This window comes from Marinobacterium mangrovicola (assembly GCF_004339595.1).
GTDB classification, from domain to species: domain Bacteria; phylum Pseudomonadota; class Gammaproteobacteria; order Pseudomonadales; family Balneatricaceae; genus Marinobacterium_D; species Marinobacterium_D mangrovicola.
In genome coordinates this window covers 287832-302975 of record NZ_SMFU01000008.1, presented here as the reverse complement: position 1 = coordinate 302975, position 15144 = coordinate 287832, and the positions used below count along the sequence as shown (strand labels likewise).

The 15144-nt window shown below is 54.9% G+C and carries 16 protein-coding genes and 1 tRNA gene; 9 read left to right on the top strand and 8 right to left on the bottom strand.

The window, feature by feature from the left end; all coding sequences use genetic code 11:
* Positions 1-30 precede the first annotated feature (30 nt).
* Positions 31-558 (bottom strand): DNA-deoxyinosine glycosylase, encoded by a 528-nt coding sequence (locus CLV83_RS09910; RefSeq protein WP_132291244.1) that lies wholly within the window; start codon positions 556-558, stop codon positions 31-33.
* Positions 559-666: 108 nt separating this feature from the next.
* Here CLV83_RS09910 and CLV83_RS09905 point away from each other — a divergent pair, with 108 nt between their 5' ends.
* The 3 genes from CLV83_RS09905 to CLV83_RS09895 all read left to right on the top strand — a co-directional run bounded on the left by CLV83_RS09905 (position 667) and on the right by CLV83_RS09895 (position 3013).
* A complete protein-coding gene (locus CLV83_RS09905) occupies positions 667-1491 on the top strand; it encodes a symmetrical bis(5'-nucleosyl)-tetraphosphatase (RefSeq protein WP_132291241.1) in 825 nt (274 codons plus the stop codon).
* 83 nt (positions 1492-1574) lie between these two features.
* Complete coding sequence (gene glpE / locus CLV83_RS09900; protein WP_132291238.1) at positions 1575-1892, top strand: thiosulfate sulfurtransferase GlpE; 318 nt, start codon at positions 1575-1577, stop codon at positions 1890-1892.
* Between the two features lie 2 nt (positions 1893-1894).
* The gene (locus tag CLV83_RS09895; RefSeq protein ID WP_132291235.1) at positions 1895-3013 is read left to right on the top strand and encodes a tRNA nucleotidyltransferase/poly(A) polymerase-related protein; all 1119 of its coding nucleotides are present in this window, start codon (positions 1895-1897) and stop codon (positions 3011-3013) included.
* Between the two features lie 33 nt (positions 3014-3046).
* On the opposite strand, the gene folK is transcribed toward CLV83_RS09895, so the two are convergent.
* Positions 3047-3583: a 2-amino-4-hydroxy-6-hydroxymethyldihydropteridine diphosphokinase gene (gene folK / locus CLV83_RS09890; protein ID WP_132291232.1), complete on the bottom strand. Its 537-nt coding sequence runs from the start codon at positions 3581-3583 to the stop codon at positions 3047-3049.
* Positions 3583-3939: a dihydroneopterin aldolase gene (folB, locus tag CLV83_RS09885; RefSeq protein WP_132291229.1), complete on the bottom strand. Its 357-nt coding sequence runs from the start codon at positions 3937-3939 to the stop codon at positions 3583-3585. The genes folK and folB overlap by 1 nt, the downstream gene beginning before the upstream one ends.
* A 25-nt stretch (positions 3940-3964) precedes the next feature.
* Between folB and plsY the strand changes: the two genes are divergently transcribed.
* A complete protein-coding gene (plsY, locus tag CLV83_RS09880) occupies positions 3965-4555 on the top strand; it encodes a glycerol-3-phosphate 1-O-acyltransferase PlsY (RefSeq protein WP_132291226.1) in 591 nt (196 codons plus the stop codon).
* A gap of 115 nt (positions 4556-4670) precedes the next feature.
* On the opposite strand, the gene tsaD is transcribed toward plsY, so the two are convergent.
* The gene (tsaD, locus tag CLV83_RS09875) at positions 4671-5699 is read right to left on the bottom strand and encodes a tRNA (adenosine(37)-N6)-threonylcarbamoyltransferase complex transferase subunit TsaD (protein ID WP_132291223.1); all 1029 of its coding nucleotides are present in this window, start codon (positions 5697-5699) and stop codon (positions 4671-4673) included.
* A 252-nt stretch (positions 5700-5951) separates the two neighbouring features.
* On the opposite strand from tsaD, the gene rpsU reads away from it, so the two are divergent.
* From rpsU to CLV83_RS09850, 5 genes are all read left to right on the top strand, one after another.
* Positions 5952-6167, top strand: a complete 216-nt coding sequence (gene rpsU, locus CLV83_RS09870) for a 30S ribosomal protein S21 (RefSeq protein WP_132291220.1) — start codon at positions 5952-5954, stop codon at positions 6165-6167.
* Between the two features lie 64 nt (positions 6168-6231).
* Positions 6232-6675 carry a GatB/YqeY domain-containing protein gene (locus CLV83_RS09865; RefSeq protein ID WP_132291217.1) on the top strand — a complete coding sequence of 148 codons (444 nt, stop codon included), beginning with the start codon at positions 6232-6234 and terminating at the stop codon, positions 6673-6675.
* Between the two features lie 36 nt (positions 6676-6711).
* A complete protein-coding gene (gene dnaG, locus CLV83_RS09860) occupies positions 6712-8655 on the top strand; it encodes a DNA primase (RefSeq protein WP_132291214.1) in 1944 nt (647 codons plus the stop codon).
* Positions 8656-9026: 371 nt separating this feature from the next.
* Positions 9027-10886, top strand: coding sequence for an RNA polymerase sigma factor RpoD (rpoD, locus tag CLV83_RS09855; protein ID WP_132291211.1), 1860 nt, complete (start codon positions 9027-9029; stop codon positions 10884-10886).
* A 135-nt stretch (positions 10887-11021) separates the two neighbouring features.
* A tRNA-Ile gene (locus tag CLV83_RS09850) sits at positions 11022-11098 on the top strand.
* 174 nt (positions 11099-11272) lie between these two features.
* Here CLV83_RS09850 and galE read toward each other — a convergent pair.
* The 4 genes from galE to CLV83_RS09830 form a co-directional block, all read right to left on the bottom strand.
* Positions 11273-12307 carry a UDP-glucose 4-epimerase GalE gene (gene galE, locus CLV83_RS09845; protein ID WP_132291208.1) on the bottom strand — a complete coding sequence of 345 codons (1035 nt, stop codon included), beginning with the start codon at positions 12305-12307 and terminating at the stop codon, positions 11273-11275.
* A gap of 33 nt (positions 12308-12340) precedes the next feature.
* Entirely contained in the window at positions 12341-13468 is a 1128-nt protein-coding gene (locus CLV83_RS09840) for a sugar transferase (RefSeq protein ID WP_243642354.1), read from the bottom strand.
* A gap of 136 nt (positions 13469-13604) precedes the next feature.
* Positions 13605-14396: a glycosyltransferase family 2 protein gene (locus CLV83_RS09835; protein ID WP_207894830.1), complete on the bottom strand. Its 792-nt coding sequence runs from the start codon at positions 14394-14396 to the stop codon at positions 13605-13607.
* Positions 14359-15141 (bottom strand): glycosyltransferase, encoded by a 783-nt coding sequence (locus CLV83_RS09830; RefSeq protein WP_132291203.1) that lies wholly within the window; start codon positions 15139-15141, stop codon positions 14359-14361. Before CLV83_RS09830 ends, CLV83_RS09835 begins: the two co-directional genes overlap by 38 nt.
* Between the last annotated feature and the right edge of the window lie 3 nt (positions 15142-15144).

Sequence of the window (15144 nt, the reverse complement as noted above, 5' to 3'; positions counted from 1 at the left end):
AAGAAGCCATGCCGTAGATCAATACCTAAATTAGCTGTCGCTTTTTGCCAGATACTCGAGCATGGCCCGCCAGCGCTCGCGCTTGAGATCAAAACTCATCGCCGCATAGGCCGGGCTGGTGGAAGGTAACTGCAGCACAGCGGGTCGATCCGGGTGCTCAGCACCCACTAAAGAACCAAAGTGACGAGTAAATAACCGGTAGGCCGTGCCGCCATTGCAGGCAATCAGACGCAGCTCCGGCAGTTGCGAGACCAATCCTGGCAGGTCGTTAGGCTGCACCGACTCAGCCGCGATACGGCTATCAAGACTCCCCGGCCTGTGGCAGCTCCCGATCACATCCCAAAGCGCTACACCGGATTCATTGAGGGCCAGCAAGCGCTCGGCATAGGTAAGCTCCGGTGAGAAGCCGCATAGCTCCGCCAGGATCGGCCAGAACGCATTGCGAGGGTGCGCATAGTAGCGCTGCTCTTTCAGCGACGCCTGCCCCGGCATAGAACCAAGAATCAGTACCCGTGCATCGGCGCGCCAGCTCGGCGGGAAAGAGACTGCGTTATCCAAACAAACCTCTACTTACAATTAAACCGGTGTTTAACGGGCGGATGTGGCCCGGGGGGCTGATCCGGTATGATATCGGATTCGATTCACCGGAACAGACGGCAGGAGTGCATGGCTACATACGCGATCGGCGATATTCAGGGCTGCTACGACGAATTGATGGGACTGCTCGACAGGGTCGGCTTCAGCGACCAGGATCAACTCTGGTTTGCCGGCGATCTCGTTAACCGTGGTCCCAAGTCACTGGAAGTCCTGCGCTTCGTCAAATCGCTGGGAGCACGAGCCCGCACCGTACTGGGCAATCATGACCTGCACCTGCTCGCCGTGCATTACGGCATGGCCAGCGGCAAACGCAAGGACACCCTGGTTCCTGTTCTGGAAGCACCGGATCGCGAAGAGCTTATGCACTGGCTGCGACATCAGCCACTACTGATCGATGATAAAGCCCTGGGTTATGTGATGACCCACGCAGGTATCCCGCCGATCTGGACGCTGAAGCAGGCGCGAGGGTTTGCCGGCGAGGTAGAACAGGTCCTGCAAGGCACGCTCGCCGAAGAGTATTTCCGCCATATGTACGGCAACCAGCCGGACCATTGGCGGGACTCGGTAAAGGGCTGGGACCGGCTGCGCCTGATTACCAACTACCTGACACGGATGCGCTTTGTCAGTCCCAAGGGAAAACTGGATTTCAGCGCCAACGGCGGCCTTGAAACCCAGCCGGACGGCTACCATCCATGGTATGAAGTGGAACGCAGCAAGCCGATCAAGCGCACCCAGCTGTTCGGCCACTGGGCCGCCCTGGGGGAAACCGGCAGACGCGATACCATCGCGCTGGATACCGGCTGTGTCTGGGGCGGAGCGCTGACCGCCCTGCGGCTGGAAGATTGCGAGCTGTTTTCCTGCGGCTGTGCCGGGCATCTCGACTTTGCTAGTTAAAAAATACGCTCTGCTAGTGAACGCACACTAATAATTAATGCTCACTAGCTATTAATGCTCACTGAAGTACTGGAGACCCAACCATGGACCAATACCGCTGCATCTCAACCCAACAGGCGGCCGAGCTGATCGACCAGGGCGCGTCCGTGGTCGATATCCGCGATGGACAGAGCTATGCCGCTCGCCACATCAATGGCTCTTTCAACCTGAGCAATGACAACCTGCAGGACTTTATGGCCAACGCCGATATGGATAAGCCACTGATCGTCTGCTGCTACCACGGTATCAGCAGCCAGTCCGCCGCCGGTTTCCTGGTTCACCAGGGTTTTGATGAGGTCTACAGCCTAGATGGCGGCTTTGAAGCCTGGCAGCAGAGTTTCCCCGAACGCTGCGAGAACTGATCATGCAGATCTATCTGGTGGGTGGCGCGGTGCGCGATCGCCTGCTCGGCCTGAAGGTCAAAGACCACGACTGGGTCGTGGTCGGCGCTACCCCCGAAGAGATGATCGATGCCGGCTACAAGCCGGTAGGCAAGGACTTCCCGGTGTTTCTGCACCCGAAAACCGCCGAGGAGTACGCCCTGGCGCGCACCGAGCGCAAGTCCGGCAAGGGTTATACGGGGTTTGAGTTTTTCGCCAGCCCGGATGTGAGTCTGGAAGAGGACCTGCGCCGGCGCGACCTGACCATCAACGCCATCGCCCAGGACAGCGACGGCCAGCTGATCGACCCCTACGGCGGGCAGCAGGATATAGAAGCCCGCGTGCTACGCCATGTATCTCCCGCCTTTCGTGAAGACCCACTGCGCGTATTGCGCGTGGCCCGCTTCGCCGCCCGTTTCGCTGATCTCAATTTCCGTATCGCCGATGAAACCCTGGCGCTGATGCGCGAGATCAGCGCCAGCGACGAGCTCGACTATCTGACGCCCGAGCGTGTGTGGCAGGAGTTCGAGCGCGCCCTGGGGACCCGGTCACCGCTGGTGTTTATCCACAGCCTGAACGCGGTGAGCGCCTGTGAACGCCTGCTGCCGGAGTTCTGTGAGCTGGATAGCGAAGCGGCGGAAACTGCCAGCACTCAACTTGCTGAAAACAGCGGCAATGCGGAGCAGCAGTTTGCCTTGCTAACCAACCTGGCCACCGCCTCAGCGGAGAGCGACGCCGCCCTGGAACAGATCCGGGAGCTCAGCGTAAGGCTCCGAGCCCCCAACCGGTTCCGCGACCTGGCCCTGCAGCTACGACAGTTTCATCAGGACCTGGCCACCTTCTCCGAGCTGGCCGCCGAGCGGAAACTGAAACTGGTGAAACAGCTGGACCTGCTACGCCGCCCCGAGCGGCTCGAATTGCTGCGCCCCTGCGCGGCTGCATTGGTTCAGACAGAGACTGGCGGCATAGCCGAGGGGATAGAAACGCTGCTGGAAAGAATGAGTGCCGTAGAACCACGCCAGCTCATGTCTGAGGGCTTTTCGGGTAAGGCGCTGGGCGAGGAGATTGAAAAACGTCAGCTGGCGATCTGCGCTGAAGGCTGATCGGCCAGGGTGAGGAAAAACTGATAGAAAAGATCAGCCTGCCGCGGCGCCCTGGCTGCTGTTATCGGGTGCAGAGATTGCTCTGCCCTGCCACTCAAAGTGGATCGGCCAGAGTTTCTGCGTGCTGTCGTATGAGTGCCAGAGTTCAGCAAAGGTCTGCTTTTCTACCGGGTGAGCAACGTCAGGCACCAGCTCAGCCAAGGGCCAGAGGACGAAAGCGTTCCGCAGGATTTCCGCACGCGGCAGTTGAACCTTATCGAAACGCCCAACCTGTTCGCCATAGGTGAGAATATCGATATCCAGCGGTTGCTCCACCGGCTTACCCCGGCGGATACGGCCAAAGCTGTCTTCCAGACACTTCAACCAGCTGGATAACTCAGCCAGCGGCCAGTCGGTGTCGATAGCCACCGCGAGATTGAAATAGTTGTCGCCGGTACAACCCACCGCTTCACTCTCAAACACGCGGGATACACGGATAGAACCAAACGCCTGAGCCAGGGCATCCAGAGCATCGGATAGATTGGCGTGGCGATTCTGGTTACTGCCAAGCCCTAGCAACACGCTGGTCATCAGACAGCTTCGCCCCGCTCGATTTTGACGCCGACACTCTGGGCTTCGCCAACCGCGCCGGGCTTGCTCAGCTCCAGCTGCAGCCAGGGAACGGAAAACTCGTTACGCACCAGCGTGGCGATCTGCTCCGCCAGTGTCTCGATCAGCAGGCAACGGCTCGCCTCCACATGGGCGATGATCCGCTGAGAGACGCTCTTGTAGTTCAGTGCCGCCTCTATATTGTCACTGGCCGCCGCTTCCGCGATACTCCAAGCCATCTCTAGATCGATCACCAGCTTTTGCGGTGCCTTGCGTTCCCAGTCATAGATACCGATGACCGTTTGCACCTCTAAGCCACGAATGTAAACTTTGTCCATCTTTTAACCTGGAGAATTCTGTGGGATGCCAGACCCCCTGACAACGACAGCGACACTGCTCGTCGGGCTGGGTTACCTCTTAGGTTCCATCCCCACGGCCGTGTTGGTGTGCAACTCTATGGGCATCGCCGACCCCCGTCAACAAGGCTCGCGTAACCCCGGCGCCACCAATGTTTTGCGTATCGGCAACCCTATCGCAGCCGTGCTGACGCTGCTCGGTGATCTGGGCAAAGGCGCAGCCGCTGTGGGCGCAGGCATCCTGGCCGAACTTGAGGCGACACATCTTGCGCTGTGTGCGCTCGCCGCCGTCGTTGGCCACCTTTACCCCGCTTTTGCGATCCGCGAGGGCGGTAAGGGCGTAGCAACAACCCTGGGTGGCTGCCTGGTACTCAGCCCTGCCCTTGCATTGGGACAGGTCACCAGCTGGCTACTGATCTTCCTGACCACCCGCATCTCATCACTGGCCTCGGTACTGACAGCGATTCTGACACCACTTTATGCCTGGTTCCTGCGACCGGAGATGCTCGGCACACTGACGCTGATTTCGCTGTTACTGATAGGCCGTCATGCCCGCAATATCCGCAATCTGATCAGCCACCACGAACCCAAGCTGTAGCACCGCTATCGGCGCGATCAACCACCGCTACCTTTAATAACTTTTATATTAGTCAACGCTGCGGCAACACACCCTGGCCCCCGCGACACCTTTGGCCGCGGGTGCGACCTGGCATTCAGATCGCCGGCAGGGTGTCCATCGGCCAGCGTGGGCGGGCAAGAATGGTCAGGTCGCTCTCCTGCCCGGCCAGCAAACGCTGGCAACCGGCGTAGGCGATCATCGCACCGTTATCGGTGCAGAACTTGGGACGGGCATAAAACAGCTTGGCGCGCTCTTTCTTCATGGCCGCTTCTAGCTTCTCACGCAGACGGGTATTAGCGCTGACCCCACCGGCAATCACCAACTGGCGGTAACCGGTCTGCTGGATAGCACGACGACATTTAATAGCCAGTGTATCCACCACCGCATCTTCGAAGGCAGCGGCTATATCTGCACGGGTTTGATCATCCACCTGTCCGGCGTCGTCGCGGTGCGCATTGACGGTATTCAGTGTGAACGTTTTCAAACCGGAAAAGCTGAAATTCAACCCCGGGCGATCAGTCATCGGGCGCGGGAATCTGAACCGGGTGTGGTCGCCCTGCTGTGCCAGCTTGGCGACCAGTGGCCCGCCCGGATAATCCAGGCCGAGCATTTTGGCAGCTTTATCGAACGCTTCACCGGCGGCATCATCGAGGGATTCCCCCAACAGGCTGTAGCGGCCGATGCCTTCTACCTTAACCAGCTGTGTGTGACCGCCGGAAACCAGCAGTGCCACAAAGGGAAACTCCGGCGGCGTCTCTTCCAGCATCGGAGCCAACAGATGGCCTTCCATATGATGTACAGATACTGCCGGTACACCGAGGGATAGAGCCAGCGCACGACCGGTGGAGGCACCGACCATCAGCGCACCGATAAGACCGGGGCCAGCCGTGTAAGCGATAGCATCTATATCACCGAGACCAAGACTGGCTTCAGCCATCACTTCACGAATCAGCGGGATCAGTTTGCGCACGTGATCGCGGGATGCCAGCTCCGGCACCACACCGCCGTATTCCGCATGCATCGCGACCTGTGAATAGAGCGCATCGCCCAACAGCCCTTTTTCACTGTCGTACAGCGCCACACCGGTTTCGTCACAGGAGGTTTCTATCCCCAGTACTCGCATTGTTTCGCCTTTTTAAAACCTGTTTCCGACCAGCCGCGCGGGCCCCTACAGACACAAGGCCATGGGGTCGCCAAGAAGAGCGCTGCGGCAGATACTAAACTTAGTGCAAAATTGATAGCGCGGAATTATCCCATCTCTTTACAGGGACAGCCAGCCTGACTACAATTTGCGGCCTTATTCTCTGCGTGCGGCCTCAGAACCTGCTAAAGAGAATAAATTAAACCCAAAATCCCAGCTAAAAGGTGATCAACAATGCCTAGCGTTAAAGTTAAAGATAACGAGCCGTTTGACGTAGCTCTGCGTCGTTTCAAGCGTTCCTGCGAAAAAGCCGGCATCCTGGCTGAAGTTCGTCGTCGTGAGTCTTACGAAAAGCCGACTACTCAGCGTAAGCGTGCTGCAGCTGCTGCTGTTAAGCGTCACGCTAAGAAAGTATCTCGCGAAAACGCTCGTCGCGTACGCCTGTACTGATCGACCTGTAGAACACGCACACTACTTGTAATCGATACCCGACTCTCGAACACAGGAAACCGCCATGTCTGACCTCAAAGCGCAAATTACCGCAGCGATGAAAGACGCCATGCGTGCCAAAGATAAGGCCCGCCTCGGCACGGTTCGCCTGATTATGTCCGATATCAAACGCATCGAGGTTGATGAACGCATCGAACTCGACGACGCCCGGGTACTGCAGGTGCTGGACAAAATGGTCAAGCAGCGCCGCGATTCGATTGCCCAGTACCTGGCGGCTGAGCGCCCGGAACTGGCGGACAAGGAGCAGCAGGAGTTGGAGGTGATTAAAACTTTCCTGCCGCAGCCTCTCAGTGATAGTGAGATCAACGAGATTCTGGATCAGGCGATTGCCGAAACCGGCGCCGCCTCAATGGCCGACATGGGTAAAGTGATGGGTATTATCAAACCCAAGCTCCAGGGCCGTGCCGATATGGGCCAGGTTTCCAAACTGGTAAAAGCGAAGCTCTGACGCTAAGCTCTCGCTGCCAATCGACAGCGAGGTTTTATGGCCGGGCGAATCCCCCAACATTTCATTGATGACCTGCTCGCACGCGTCAACATCGTTGATGTAGTCGACAGCCGGGTCAAGCTCAAACGCGCCGGCAAAAACTACTCCGCCCTCTGCCCTTTCCACAAGGAAAAGTCTCCGTCGTTTTCAGTCAGCCCGGATAAACAGTTCTACTACTGTTTTGGCTGCGGTGCTGGCGGTAACGCGCTCGGTTTTGTCATGGAACATGACCGGCTCAGCTTCCCGGAAGCGGTGGAAGAACTGGCGCGCCTCGCCGGTATGGAAGTCCCCAAAGAGAACGATCGCCCCGCTGATATCGCCCGCGAAAAGCAGATCAAAAGCCAGTTTTCGGTACTCGAACAGGCCAACAGCTTTTACCAGCAGCAGCTGCGCAGCAACGAACAGCGCCAGAAAGCGGTCACCTATCTCAAGAATCGCGGCCTGACCGGCCAGATCGCCGCCCGCTTTCAGATCGGCTACGCACCGCCAGGCTGGGAAAATCTGCTCAGCCACCTGTCGTCGCTAGAGAATGCACAAAGCCAACTGGAACGTGCCGGTCTACTGATTCACAATGAGGAGCGCGGCAGCTACTACGACCGCTTTCGCGACCGCATCATGTTCCCCATCCGCGATGCGCGTGGCCGCACCATCGGTTTCGGTGGCCGGGTACTCGGCGACGACAAGCCCAAGTATCTGAACTCGCCGGAAACCGACACCTTCCACAAAGGGCGTGAACTGTACGGCCTTTACGAAGCCCGCCAGATGACCCGCGATCTGAATCGCCTGCTCATTGTTGAAGGCTATATGGATGTGGTCAGCCTGAGCCAGCACGGTATCACCTGGTCCGTGGCCACACTGGGCACCGCCACTACCGAGCACCACCTTGAGCGGCTGTTCAAGATCGTGCCGGAGGTGATCTTCTGCTTTGACGGCGACAACGCCGGACGCAAGGCTGCGAAACGAGCCCTGGATACCACCCTGCCGGTTATCAAAGACGGTCAGCAGGCTCGCTTTCTATTCCTGCCCGAAGGTGAAGACCCGGATACGCTAGTGCGCCAGGAGGGCGAAGCCGCCTTCACCCAGCGCGTCAGCGAAGCCCTGCCGCTGAGCGAATTTTTCTTCAAGGCACTGGCGGAAGATGCGGATCTATCCAGCATGGATGGCCGTGCCCGCTTCAGTAATCAGGCCCTGCCGCTGATCCAGTCAATGCAGCCAAGTCTGCTGCAACAGATGATGATGGACCGGATCTGTGAAATCACCGGCCTGTCGCTGGAGCAGCTCAATAGCGTGATCGACCTGCACCGCGCCACGGAGCCTGCAAGCCGCAGCGAATCCAAACCGCGCCCGGCACCGCGCGAGCCCCAGGGTTATGACGACATGCCGCCGATGGCGGACGAGCAGGACTATATTCCTGCGGATTATCCTGATTACCAGGACGACGCGCCGAGCTATCACGAAAGCGCTCCTGCCGCACCGGCGCAGCGCAATCGCCCCAGATCGAGCTCGGACCGTTCGGTGAAGATCAACCTGGTCAGCAGCGCCATCTCTATCCTGCTGCACCACCCGGAACTGGCCGCAAGCCAGTCGGAAGCAGGCCTTCTCAAGGGTCTGCAGGAACCGAATATCGAGCTATTGATCGAGCTACTGGACTATCTGCAGCAGACACCCGGCGCATCACTTGGCATGCTGGTTGTGGACTGGCAAGAAGATCCGCAGCGCCAGGCCTACCTGATGCTGCTGAATGAGATCGCTCATATGGAACCGGTGCTGGGCAATATCGACCCCGCCCAGCTGTTCCGCGAAACCATGCAGCGACTGCTCGGTCGCCACAGCGACGCCCGCATCGATGAGCTGATGAAGAAGCAGCGCCAGACACCGCTGACCGCTGAAGAGAAACAGCAGCTACAATCTCTGCTACTGAGCCGCACCCAGTCGTCCTGAGCAGTACAGCACTCAGACCTGGCCCTGCCAGGGACTGCGCCAAGGCGCTCCAACTCCCATAGAGACGGAGCGCACGAACCGCCGCCCTTGATTTCGCGCCCCGCGCCCCTATTTACCCTTAAGCCGGCGCGTGATAGCACGACACAAACCCGGCGGATCAATGAGCTACAAATCTGCGTTTCCTTAATGCATCAGCAAAGCAGGAATTTTGTTCTATTCTTTAACTGTTCGTTAGCCAATACCTGACGGCAGTCGCAAACTCTTCTTGCATACAAACTGGCCACAGAGGCGCAAAATCGCTATAATGTCGCGCTTGATTCCACACTGCCATCAGTCACACCTTCAGCATTTACTCTTCAGACAGGGGTTCTATGTCGGATAACTCCCAACAGCAGCAGTCACGTTTAAAAGAGCTGATCGCCCGCGGTAAAGAACAGGGTTACCTCACCTATGCTGAGGTGAACGACCATCTGCCGCAGGATATCGCCGATCCGGATCAGGTCGAAGACATTATCCGCATGATCAATGACATGGGTATCTCCGTGTCTGAAGAAGCTCCGGATGCGGAAGACCTGCTGCTAACCGGCGGTGATTCCGCCGAAGAAGCGGACGACGAAGCCGTCGCCGCGCTTGCCGCCGTCGAATCAGACGCCGGTCGCACCACCGATCCTGTCCGTATGTACATGCGCGAAATGGGTACCGTCGAGCTGCTGACACGCGAGGGCGAAATCGATATCGCCAAGCGTATCGAAGAAGGTATCCGCGAAGTGATGATAGCACTGGCGCAGTTCCCGGGTAGTGTCGACACCATTCTCGAAGCCTACAACACTGTGTTGCAGGAAGAGGGGCGCCTGAGCGATATCTTCAGTGGTTACATCGATCCAGATTCCGACGCGCCGGCAGAAGAAACTGAAGCACCCATCGACGACATCGACGATGATGAATCCGATGACGACGATGATGACGATGACGAAGAAGATGGCGACGGCGCCAAGAAGGAAGACGACAACGAAGAGAAAGAGCGTGGTCCTGATCCCGAGGAAGCACGTCTGCGCTTCGGCGCTATTCAGGAAGCCGTTGAACGTTTCCACGCCGCTCGCCTGGGTGACGACGCCAAGGAACTGAGTGAAGCACAGGCAGCACTGGGCGCCGTATTCGCGCCGATCAAGCTGTCTCCGCGCTTCTACGATGCGCTGGTAACACGTGTACGCGATTACATCGATCGTATTCGTGCACAGGAACGTTCCATCATGCGCATCTGCACCCAGCGTGCACGCATGCCGCGTCGTGAGTTCATCCAGAAATTCCCGGGTAACGAGACTAACCCGACCTGGGCTGAAGATCTGGTTGCATCTGGCGCCGGTTACGCTCCGTATATCGAAGACCACATCAACGATCTGAAACGCGCGCAACGTCGCCTGATCCAGATCGAAGAGGAAGTGGGCATCTCCCTGGCGGAGATCAAAGAGGTCAACCGTCGCATGTCGATCGGTGAAGCCCGCGCCCGCCGCGCCAAGAAAGAGATGGTTGAGGCCAACCTGCGTCTGGTTATCTCTATCGCCAAGAAGTACACCAACCGCGGTCTGCAGTTCCTGGACCTGATCCAGGAAGGCAACATCGGTCTGATGAAGGCGGTGGATAAGTTCGAATACCGTCGTGGTTATAAGTTCTCAACTTACGCCACCTGGTGGATCCGTCAGGCGATCACGCGCTCCATCGCTGACCAGGCGCGCACCATCCGTATTCCGGTGCACATGATCGAAACGATCAACAAGCTCAACCGTATCTCCCGCCAGATGCTTCAGGAGATGGGTCGCGAGCCGCTGCCGGAAGAACTGGCTGAGCGCATGGAGATGCCGGAAGACAAGATCCGCAAGGTCCTGAAGATCGCCAAAGAGCCGATCTCCATGGAAACGCCGATCGGTGACGACGAAGACTCCAGCCTGGGTGACTTCATCGAAGACACCACGCTGCACTCTCCGGTGGATACCGCTACCGGCGAAGGCCTGCGCGAAGCGACCAAAGACGTTCTCTCTGGCCTCACCGCCCGAGAAGCCAAGGTACTGCGCATGCGCTTCGGTATCGACATGAACACCGATCACACCCTTGAGGAAGTCGGTAAGCAGTTCGACGTTACCCGTGAGCGTATCCGTCAGATCGAAGCCAAAGCTCTGCGCAAACTGCGCCACCCGAGCCGCTCCGATCACCTGCGCAGCTTCCTGGACGAGTAAAATAAAAGGGGCATGGCTTCTTCAATATGAAGCCATGCCCCTTATCTTTTGCACGCTGCGAACTACCCGCCTTTCCTTTTAATTCAACATATTGCGCCCTACTCACCGCCCCGGTATCATTGGCGCTCTCGTTTCGGGCCTATAGCTCAGTTGGTCAGAGCAGTGGACTCATAATCCATTGGTCGCAGGTTCAAGTCCTGCTGGGCCCACCACTTCTCAGATGTACCTTCCCATTCGTATCTAAACCGCCCTCGGAGCCGGCAATCTAGCCCTCGCCTCCAGAGTTACGCCCTTTGGATTCGCTCCATGCCGCCCCTACCGCAGACTGACAGGTCAATTTCGACCTCCAGGTAGAAAGGGCCTAAAACCCCAACCAATAAACGACTTCACTCTGCATATCCACGCGGATTCATCGATTGCCAGCGCCAGGTATCTGCCATCATCTCATCCAACCCACGCTCTGCGCGCCAGTTGAGCTCCGCTTCAGCTTTTGATGGCGCCGCCCAACACTCAGCGACATCCCCGGAACGGCGTTCGACAATCTGGTAAGGAACGGCCTTTCCAGAGACCGCCTCAAATGCCTTGATCATTTCCAGTACGGAATAACCCCTTCCGGTACCAAGATTCCAGATACCCACTCCCCTGTTCTCCTGCATCCACTTCAGTGCTGCAAGGTGCCCCAGGGCGAGATCGACTACATGAATATAATCACGCACCCCACTGCCATCGGGCGTTGGGTAATCGCCACCGAACACCGACACGCACTCACGCCGCCCTGCCGCCACCTGGCTGATATAGGGCATCAGATTGGTTGGGACCCCACGTGGCTCCTCTCCGATCATTCCAGAGGCGTGGGCCCCTGTCGGATTGAAGTACCGCAGCAATGCTACACACCAGCGTTCATCGGAACGGGCCAGGTCCGTTAGCAAGTGCTCCACCATCAGTTTAGAGCGAGCGTAGGGGTTATTGGTCTCACCGCAAGGATGGGACTCACACACAGGCAGGCGTTCAGGTGTGCCGTAGACAGCGGCTGTGGAACTAAACACCAGGTTGAATACCCCCGCCGCCTCCATCGCCTGACACAGGATAATAGAGCCGCCCACATTGTGTTCATAATATTTCAGCGGCCGCTCGATACTCTCCCCGACTACTTTCAACCCCGCGAAATGAATTACTCCATCGAAGCTATGCTCGGCAAATAGCCGATCCAATAACTCTCGATCCCTGACATCGCCTTCGACCCATTGCAGGCGCGCAACACCTGGTTTTTGAGACGCATGCAGCTGCTCTACGCGTTCCAGAACACACGGCGAACTGTTACAGAAGTTATCCAGCACAAGCACATCATGTCCGCTAGATAACAGCTCCACAACGGTATGCGAGCCGATATAGCCAGCGCCACCTGTGACCAGTATTTTCATTTTGCTTCCATAGAAAAAATTAGCGATGCAGGCTCAGCGCGCACCAAAGCCAGTAAGCACAGTGCGAATGGTCTTGAACAGGATCAATAGATCCAGCCAGGGTGAGAGGTGCTTGATATAGTAAAAGTCATATTCGAGTTTGATGCGCGTGTCATCCACATCACCCGCATAACCCTGAGTAACCTGCGCCCAGCCAGTAATGCCCGGCTTAACCACATGGCGATATACGTAAAAAGGTATCTCGCCTTCAAACTGCTCAACCAATGCCCGCTGCTCCGGCCTGGGCCCTATCAGGCTCATGTCACCCTTAAGAACATTGAAAAACTGAGGTAACTCGTCAATACGCAGCCGCCGAATAATACGCCCCACCCGCGTGACGCGGGCATCACCCTGGGTAGCCAACTGCGCACCTTTCGCCTCTGAATCTTTATACATGCTACGAAATTTGTAGATCCGGAAATCCCGATTGCCCTGCCCTACCCGAGGCTGACAGAACAACGCCGGCCCAGGGCTTTCCAGCCGGATAAACAGCGCCGTGAGCAACATCACAGGGGTAAGCAGCGGGATTGCCACCAGAGACACCAGAATATCCAGCAGACGCTTTGCAGCTTCATAAAGGGCTGGCGGAAGTAGCGCACCGAACGCGTTCTCAGACAGTCGATCTATATAAACCCGGCCGGTCAGGGATTCCCTCACCTGAGTGACGTGGTAGACCGGGATTCGGGAAAGCGTACAGTAAGCGAGAAAGCGCTCCCACTCTGGTGTGAGCTCATCTGAGTCAAGGTCAACCACCACCGCATCAGTACGCTTGTTCCTCAGTTCCGGTGAAAGAAGTTCATCGGTCAGAACGGTATTAGGAAAGCTAAGACCTTTAGCCTCGCCAAAGGGAACGACCGCAAAACGACGCTGACGATAACGGATAGATAAGGAGTAACTGACAAAGCACCAGATCAGCGTGAAGAGCCACCCATATACCAGCGCCATACGCGAATAACCAAGGCGACTGGCCAGGAAAAAGCCCGAGGTGAGCATAAACGCCAACGTGACGATGGGCAGGATATAAAGCTTTGCACGCGTACCGGGGTAGGTAATGAGACGGGAAAGCGTAAAGTTACAGAGCAGATAAGTCAGCGCTATAGCGATCAGAGAATTAAATTGCACATTGTCTGGGTACAACAAAACTTGGGGGGATGACCACATCATCAGTGCAACCACAAGCGGCCCCAGGATCAACCCTACAACACCTACAGCAAGCCTAGAAATCATATCCTTTCTGATCCGCCAATAAATCTAATAGTCATCTATAGTTGTTAAGCAAGCCACGAACAGCATAATGCGAGAAATACCAGCTGCACTTAATTAACGACAGCCTTTCAACCTCGCGATAGAGTTTCCAGGTATAGTGCGCAGCACTCAGTTTATTTGCCGATATTGAATTATCATGTACTCGATACTGTGCAAGCGGCTCTTGAACTCCGTACGCATAGTCCGTCATTTTAAGCAATTTCAACCAAAGCCCGTAATCCTGTCTTTTAAAAATTTCAGGCATATATACTTTGCTGAAATATTGAGTATCGTACATTGCCGTCAGACAACCGATCACATTACCTTTTAGAAGTCTAGAATAATTAACAACAGGGGGAGTTGTTACGCTGCCGATATCAAGCCCATTTCTATCTATTTTTTGGTAGTCCGAATAGCTGAAGAAAACCTTTTTCTCTTCCATAAACTTTAACTGAATCGCCAGTTTTTTCGGAGACCAACTATCATCTGAATCAAGAAACGCTATATACCTACCGACAGCCTTGGAAATCGCAAAGTTCCTAGCCACCGCAGGACCAGATTTTTCATTTAATTTATAGGTATTTATTCTTGAATCATGGTCTCGATAGGATTGAGCAATATCAAAAGAATCATCAGATGAAGCATCATCGACCAATAACAATTCCCAATCAGAATATATTTGTCCGAGTACGGACCCTATTGAATAACCGATAAATTCAGAAGCATTATGTACCGGCATAATTATCGAGACACGGGGCATATTTATATCATCGGCCAAATAAAATATAACGAGTGAATAAAACAATATCCCCTTCTTTAAAAACGTGACCAAATTTCTTCAGCCAGAATGCAATAATAAATATAAACCCGTATCTATCAAAAATTCTTTTTATCATTTTCCTTTTCGCTATAATCTTTTCTTTCGAAGAAAAAAAATCATCTCCAGATCTAATAACTGGATGTATTCCCGTAACAACTGGAATATAAGAAACAGACATTTTTTTCTTAATACAATCCGTTAAAAACACATATTCCTCACCCGAGGGATATTTAGATCCGAGACCAAAATTTTCATCAAATAAAACTTTATAATTTCTAACAGATTCCACATTTACACAAATTTCAATTGATGAAACTTTTGAAGAAGTAAATATATTGTGATTAAACTCGATATCAGAATATTTTTTAGGCCAACTCCCATCTTCCAACTTGAATTTACATGTGGCTATATCTATATTTTTATAATCCATTATTTCTACTAACTTCTTTATGGTATCGATATTAAAATCAACATCATCATCCATAATATACGCATACTTTGTTTTAGATTTTAACAACCCAAAATTTCTACTAGCACTTAAACCTGCGTAATTTAATTTCACGTAAGAAATGTCTTTTCTGCCGCCCATAAATTCTAGCAGCTCTCCTTCATATTCGCGATCATATATTTGATGAACCACGACATAATAAACATTTATGATTTCGTCGGGGATTTTTAAATTAAAAATTCTATGATTTGACGTGGAAATAATGATACTTAAGCCTTGCATACC

Bases quoted from the DNA above. Each gene is read 5' to 3' on its own strand.
- CLV83_RS09865 (WP_132291217.1), top strand. From the start codon at position 6,232: ATGTCTGACCTCAAAGCGCAAATTACCGCAGCGATGAAAGACGCCATG.
- CLV83_RS09905 (WP_132291241.1), top strand. From the start codon at position 667: ATGGCTACATACGCGATCGGCGATATTCAGGGCTGCTACGACGAATTG.
- folB (WP_132291229.1), bottom strand. From the start codon at position 3,939: ATGGACAAAGTTTACATTCGTGGCTTAGAGGTGCAAACGGTCATCGGT.
- rpoD (WP_132291211.1), top strand. From the start codon at position 9,027: ATGTCGGATAACTCCCAACAGCAGCAGTCACGTTTAAAAGAGCTGATC.
- tsaD (WP_132291223.1), bottom strand. From the start codon at position 5,699: ATGCGAGTACTGGGGATAGAAACCTCCTGTGACGAAACCGGTGTGGCG.
- galE (WP_132291208.1), bottom strand. From the start codon at position 12,307: ATGAAAATACTGGTCACAGGTGGCGCTGGCTATATCGGCTCGCATACC.
- folK (WP_132291232.1), bottom strand. From the start codon at position 3,583: ATGACCAGCGTGTTGCTAGGGCTTGGCAGTAACCAGAATCGCCACGCC.
- dnaG (WP_132291214.1), top strand. From the start codon at position 6,712: ATGGCCGGGCGAATCCCCCAACATTTCATTGATGACCTGCTCGCACGC.
- CLV83_RS09830 (WP_132291203.1), bottom strand. From the start codon at position 15,141: ATGCAAGGCTTAAGTATCATTATTTCCACGTCAAATCATAGAATTTTT.
- plsY (WP_132291226.1), top strand. From the start codon at position 3,965: ATGCCAGACCCCCTGACAACGACAGCGACACTGCTCGTCGGGCTGGGT.
- glpE (WP_132291238.1), top strand. From the start codon at position 1,575: ATGGACCAATACCGCTGCATCTCAACCCAACAGGCGGCCGAGCTGATC.
- CLV83_RS09895 (WP_132291235.1), top strand. From the start codon at position 1,895: ATGCAGATCTATCTGGTGGGTGGCGCGGTGCGCGATCGCCTGCTCGGC.
- rpsU (WP_132291220.1), top strand. From the start codon at position 5,952: ATGCCTAGCGTTAAAGTTAAAGATAACGAGCCGTTTGACGTAGCTCTG.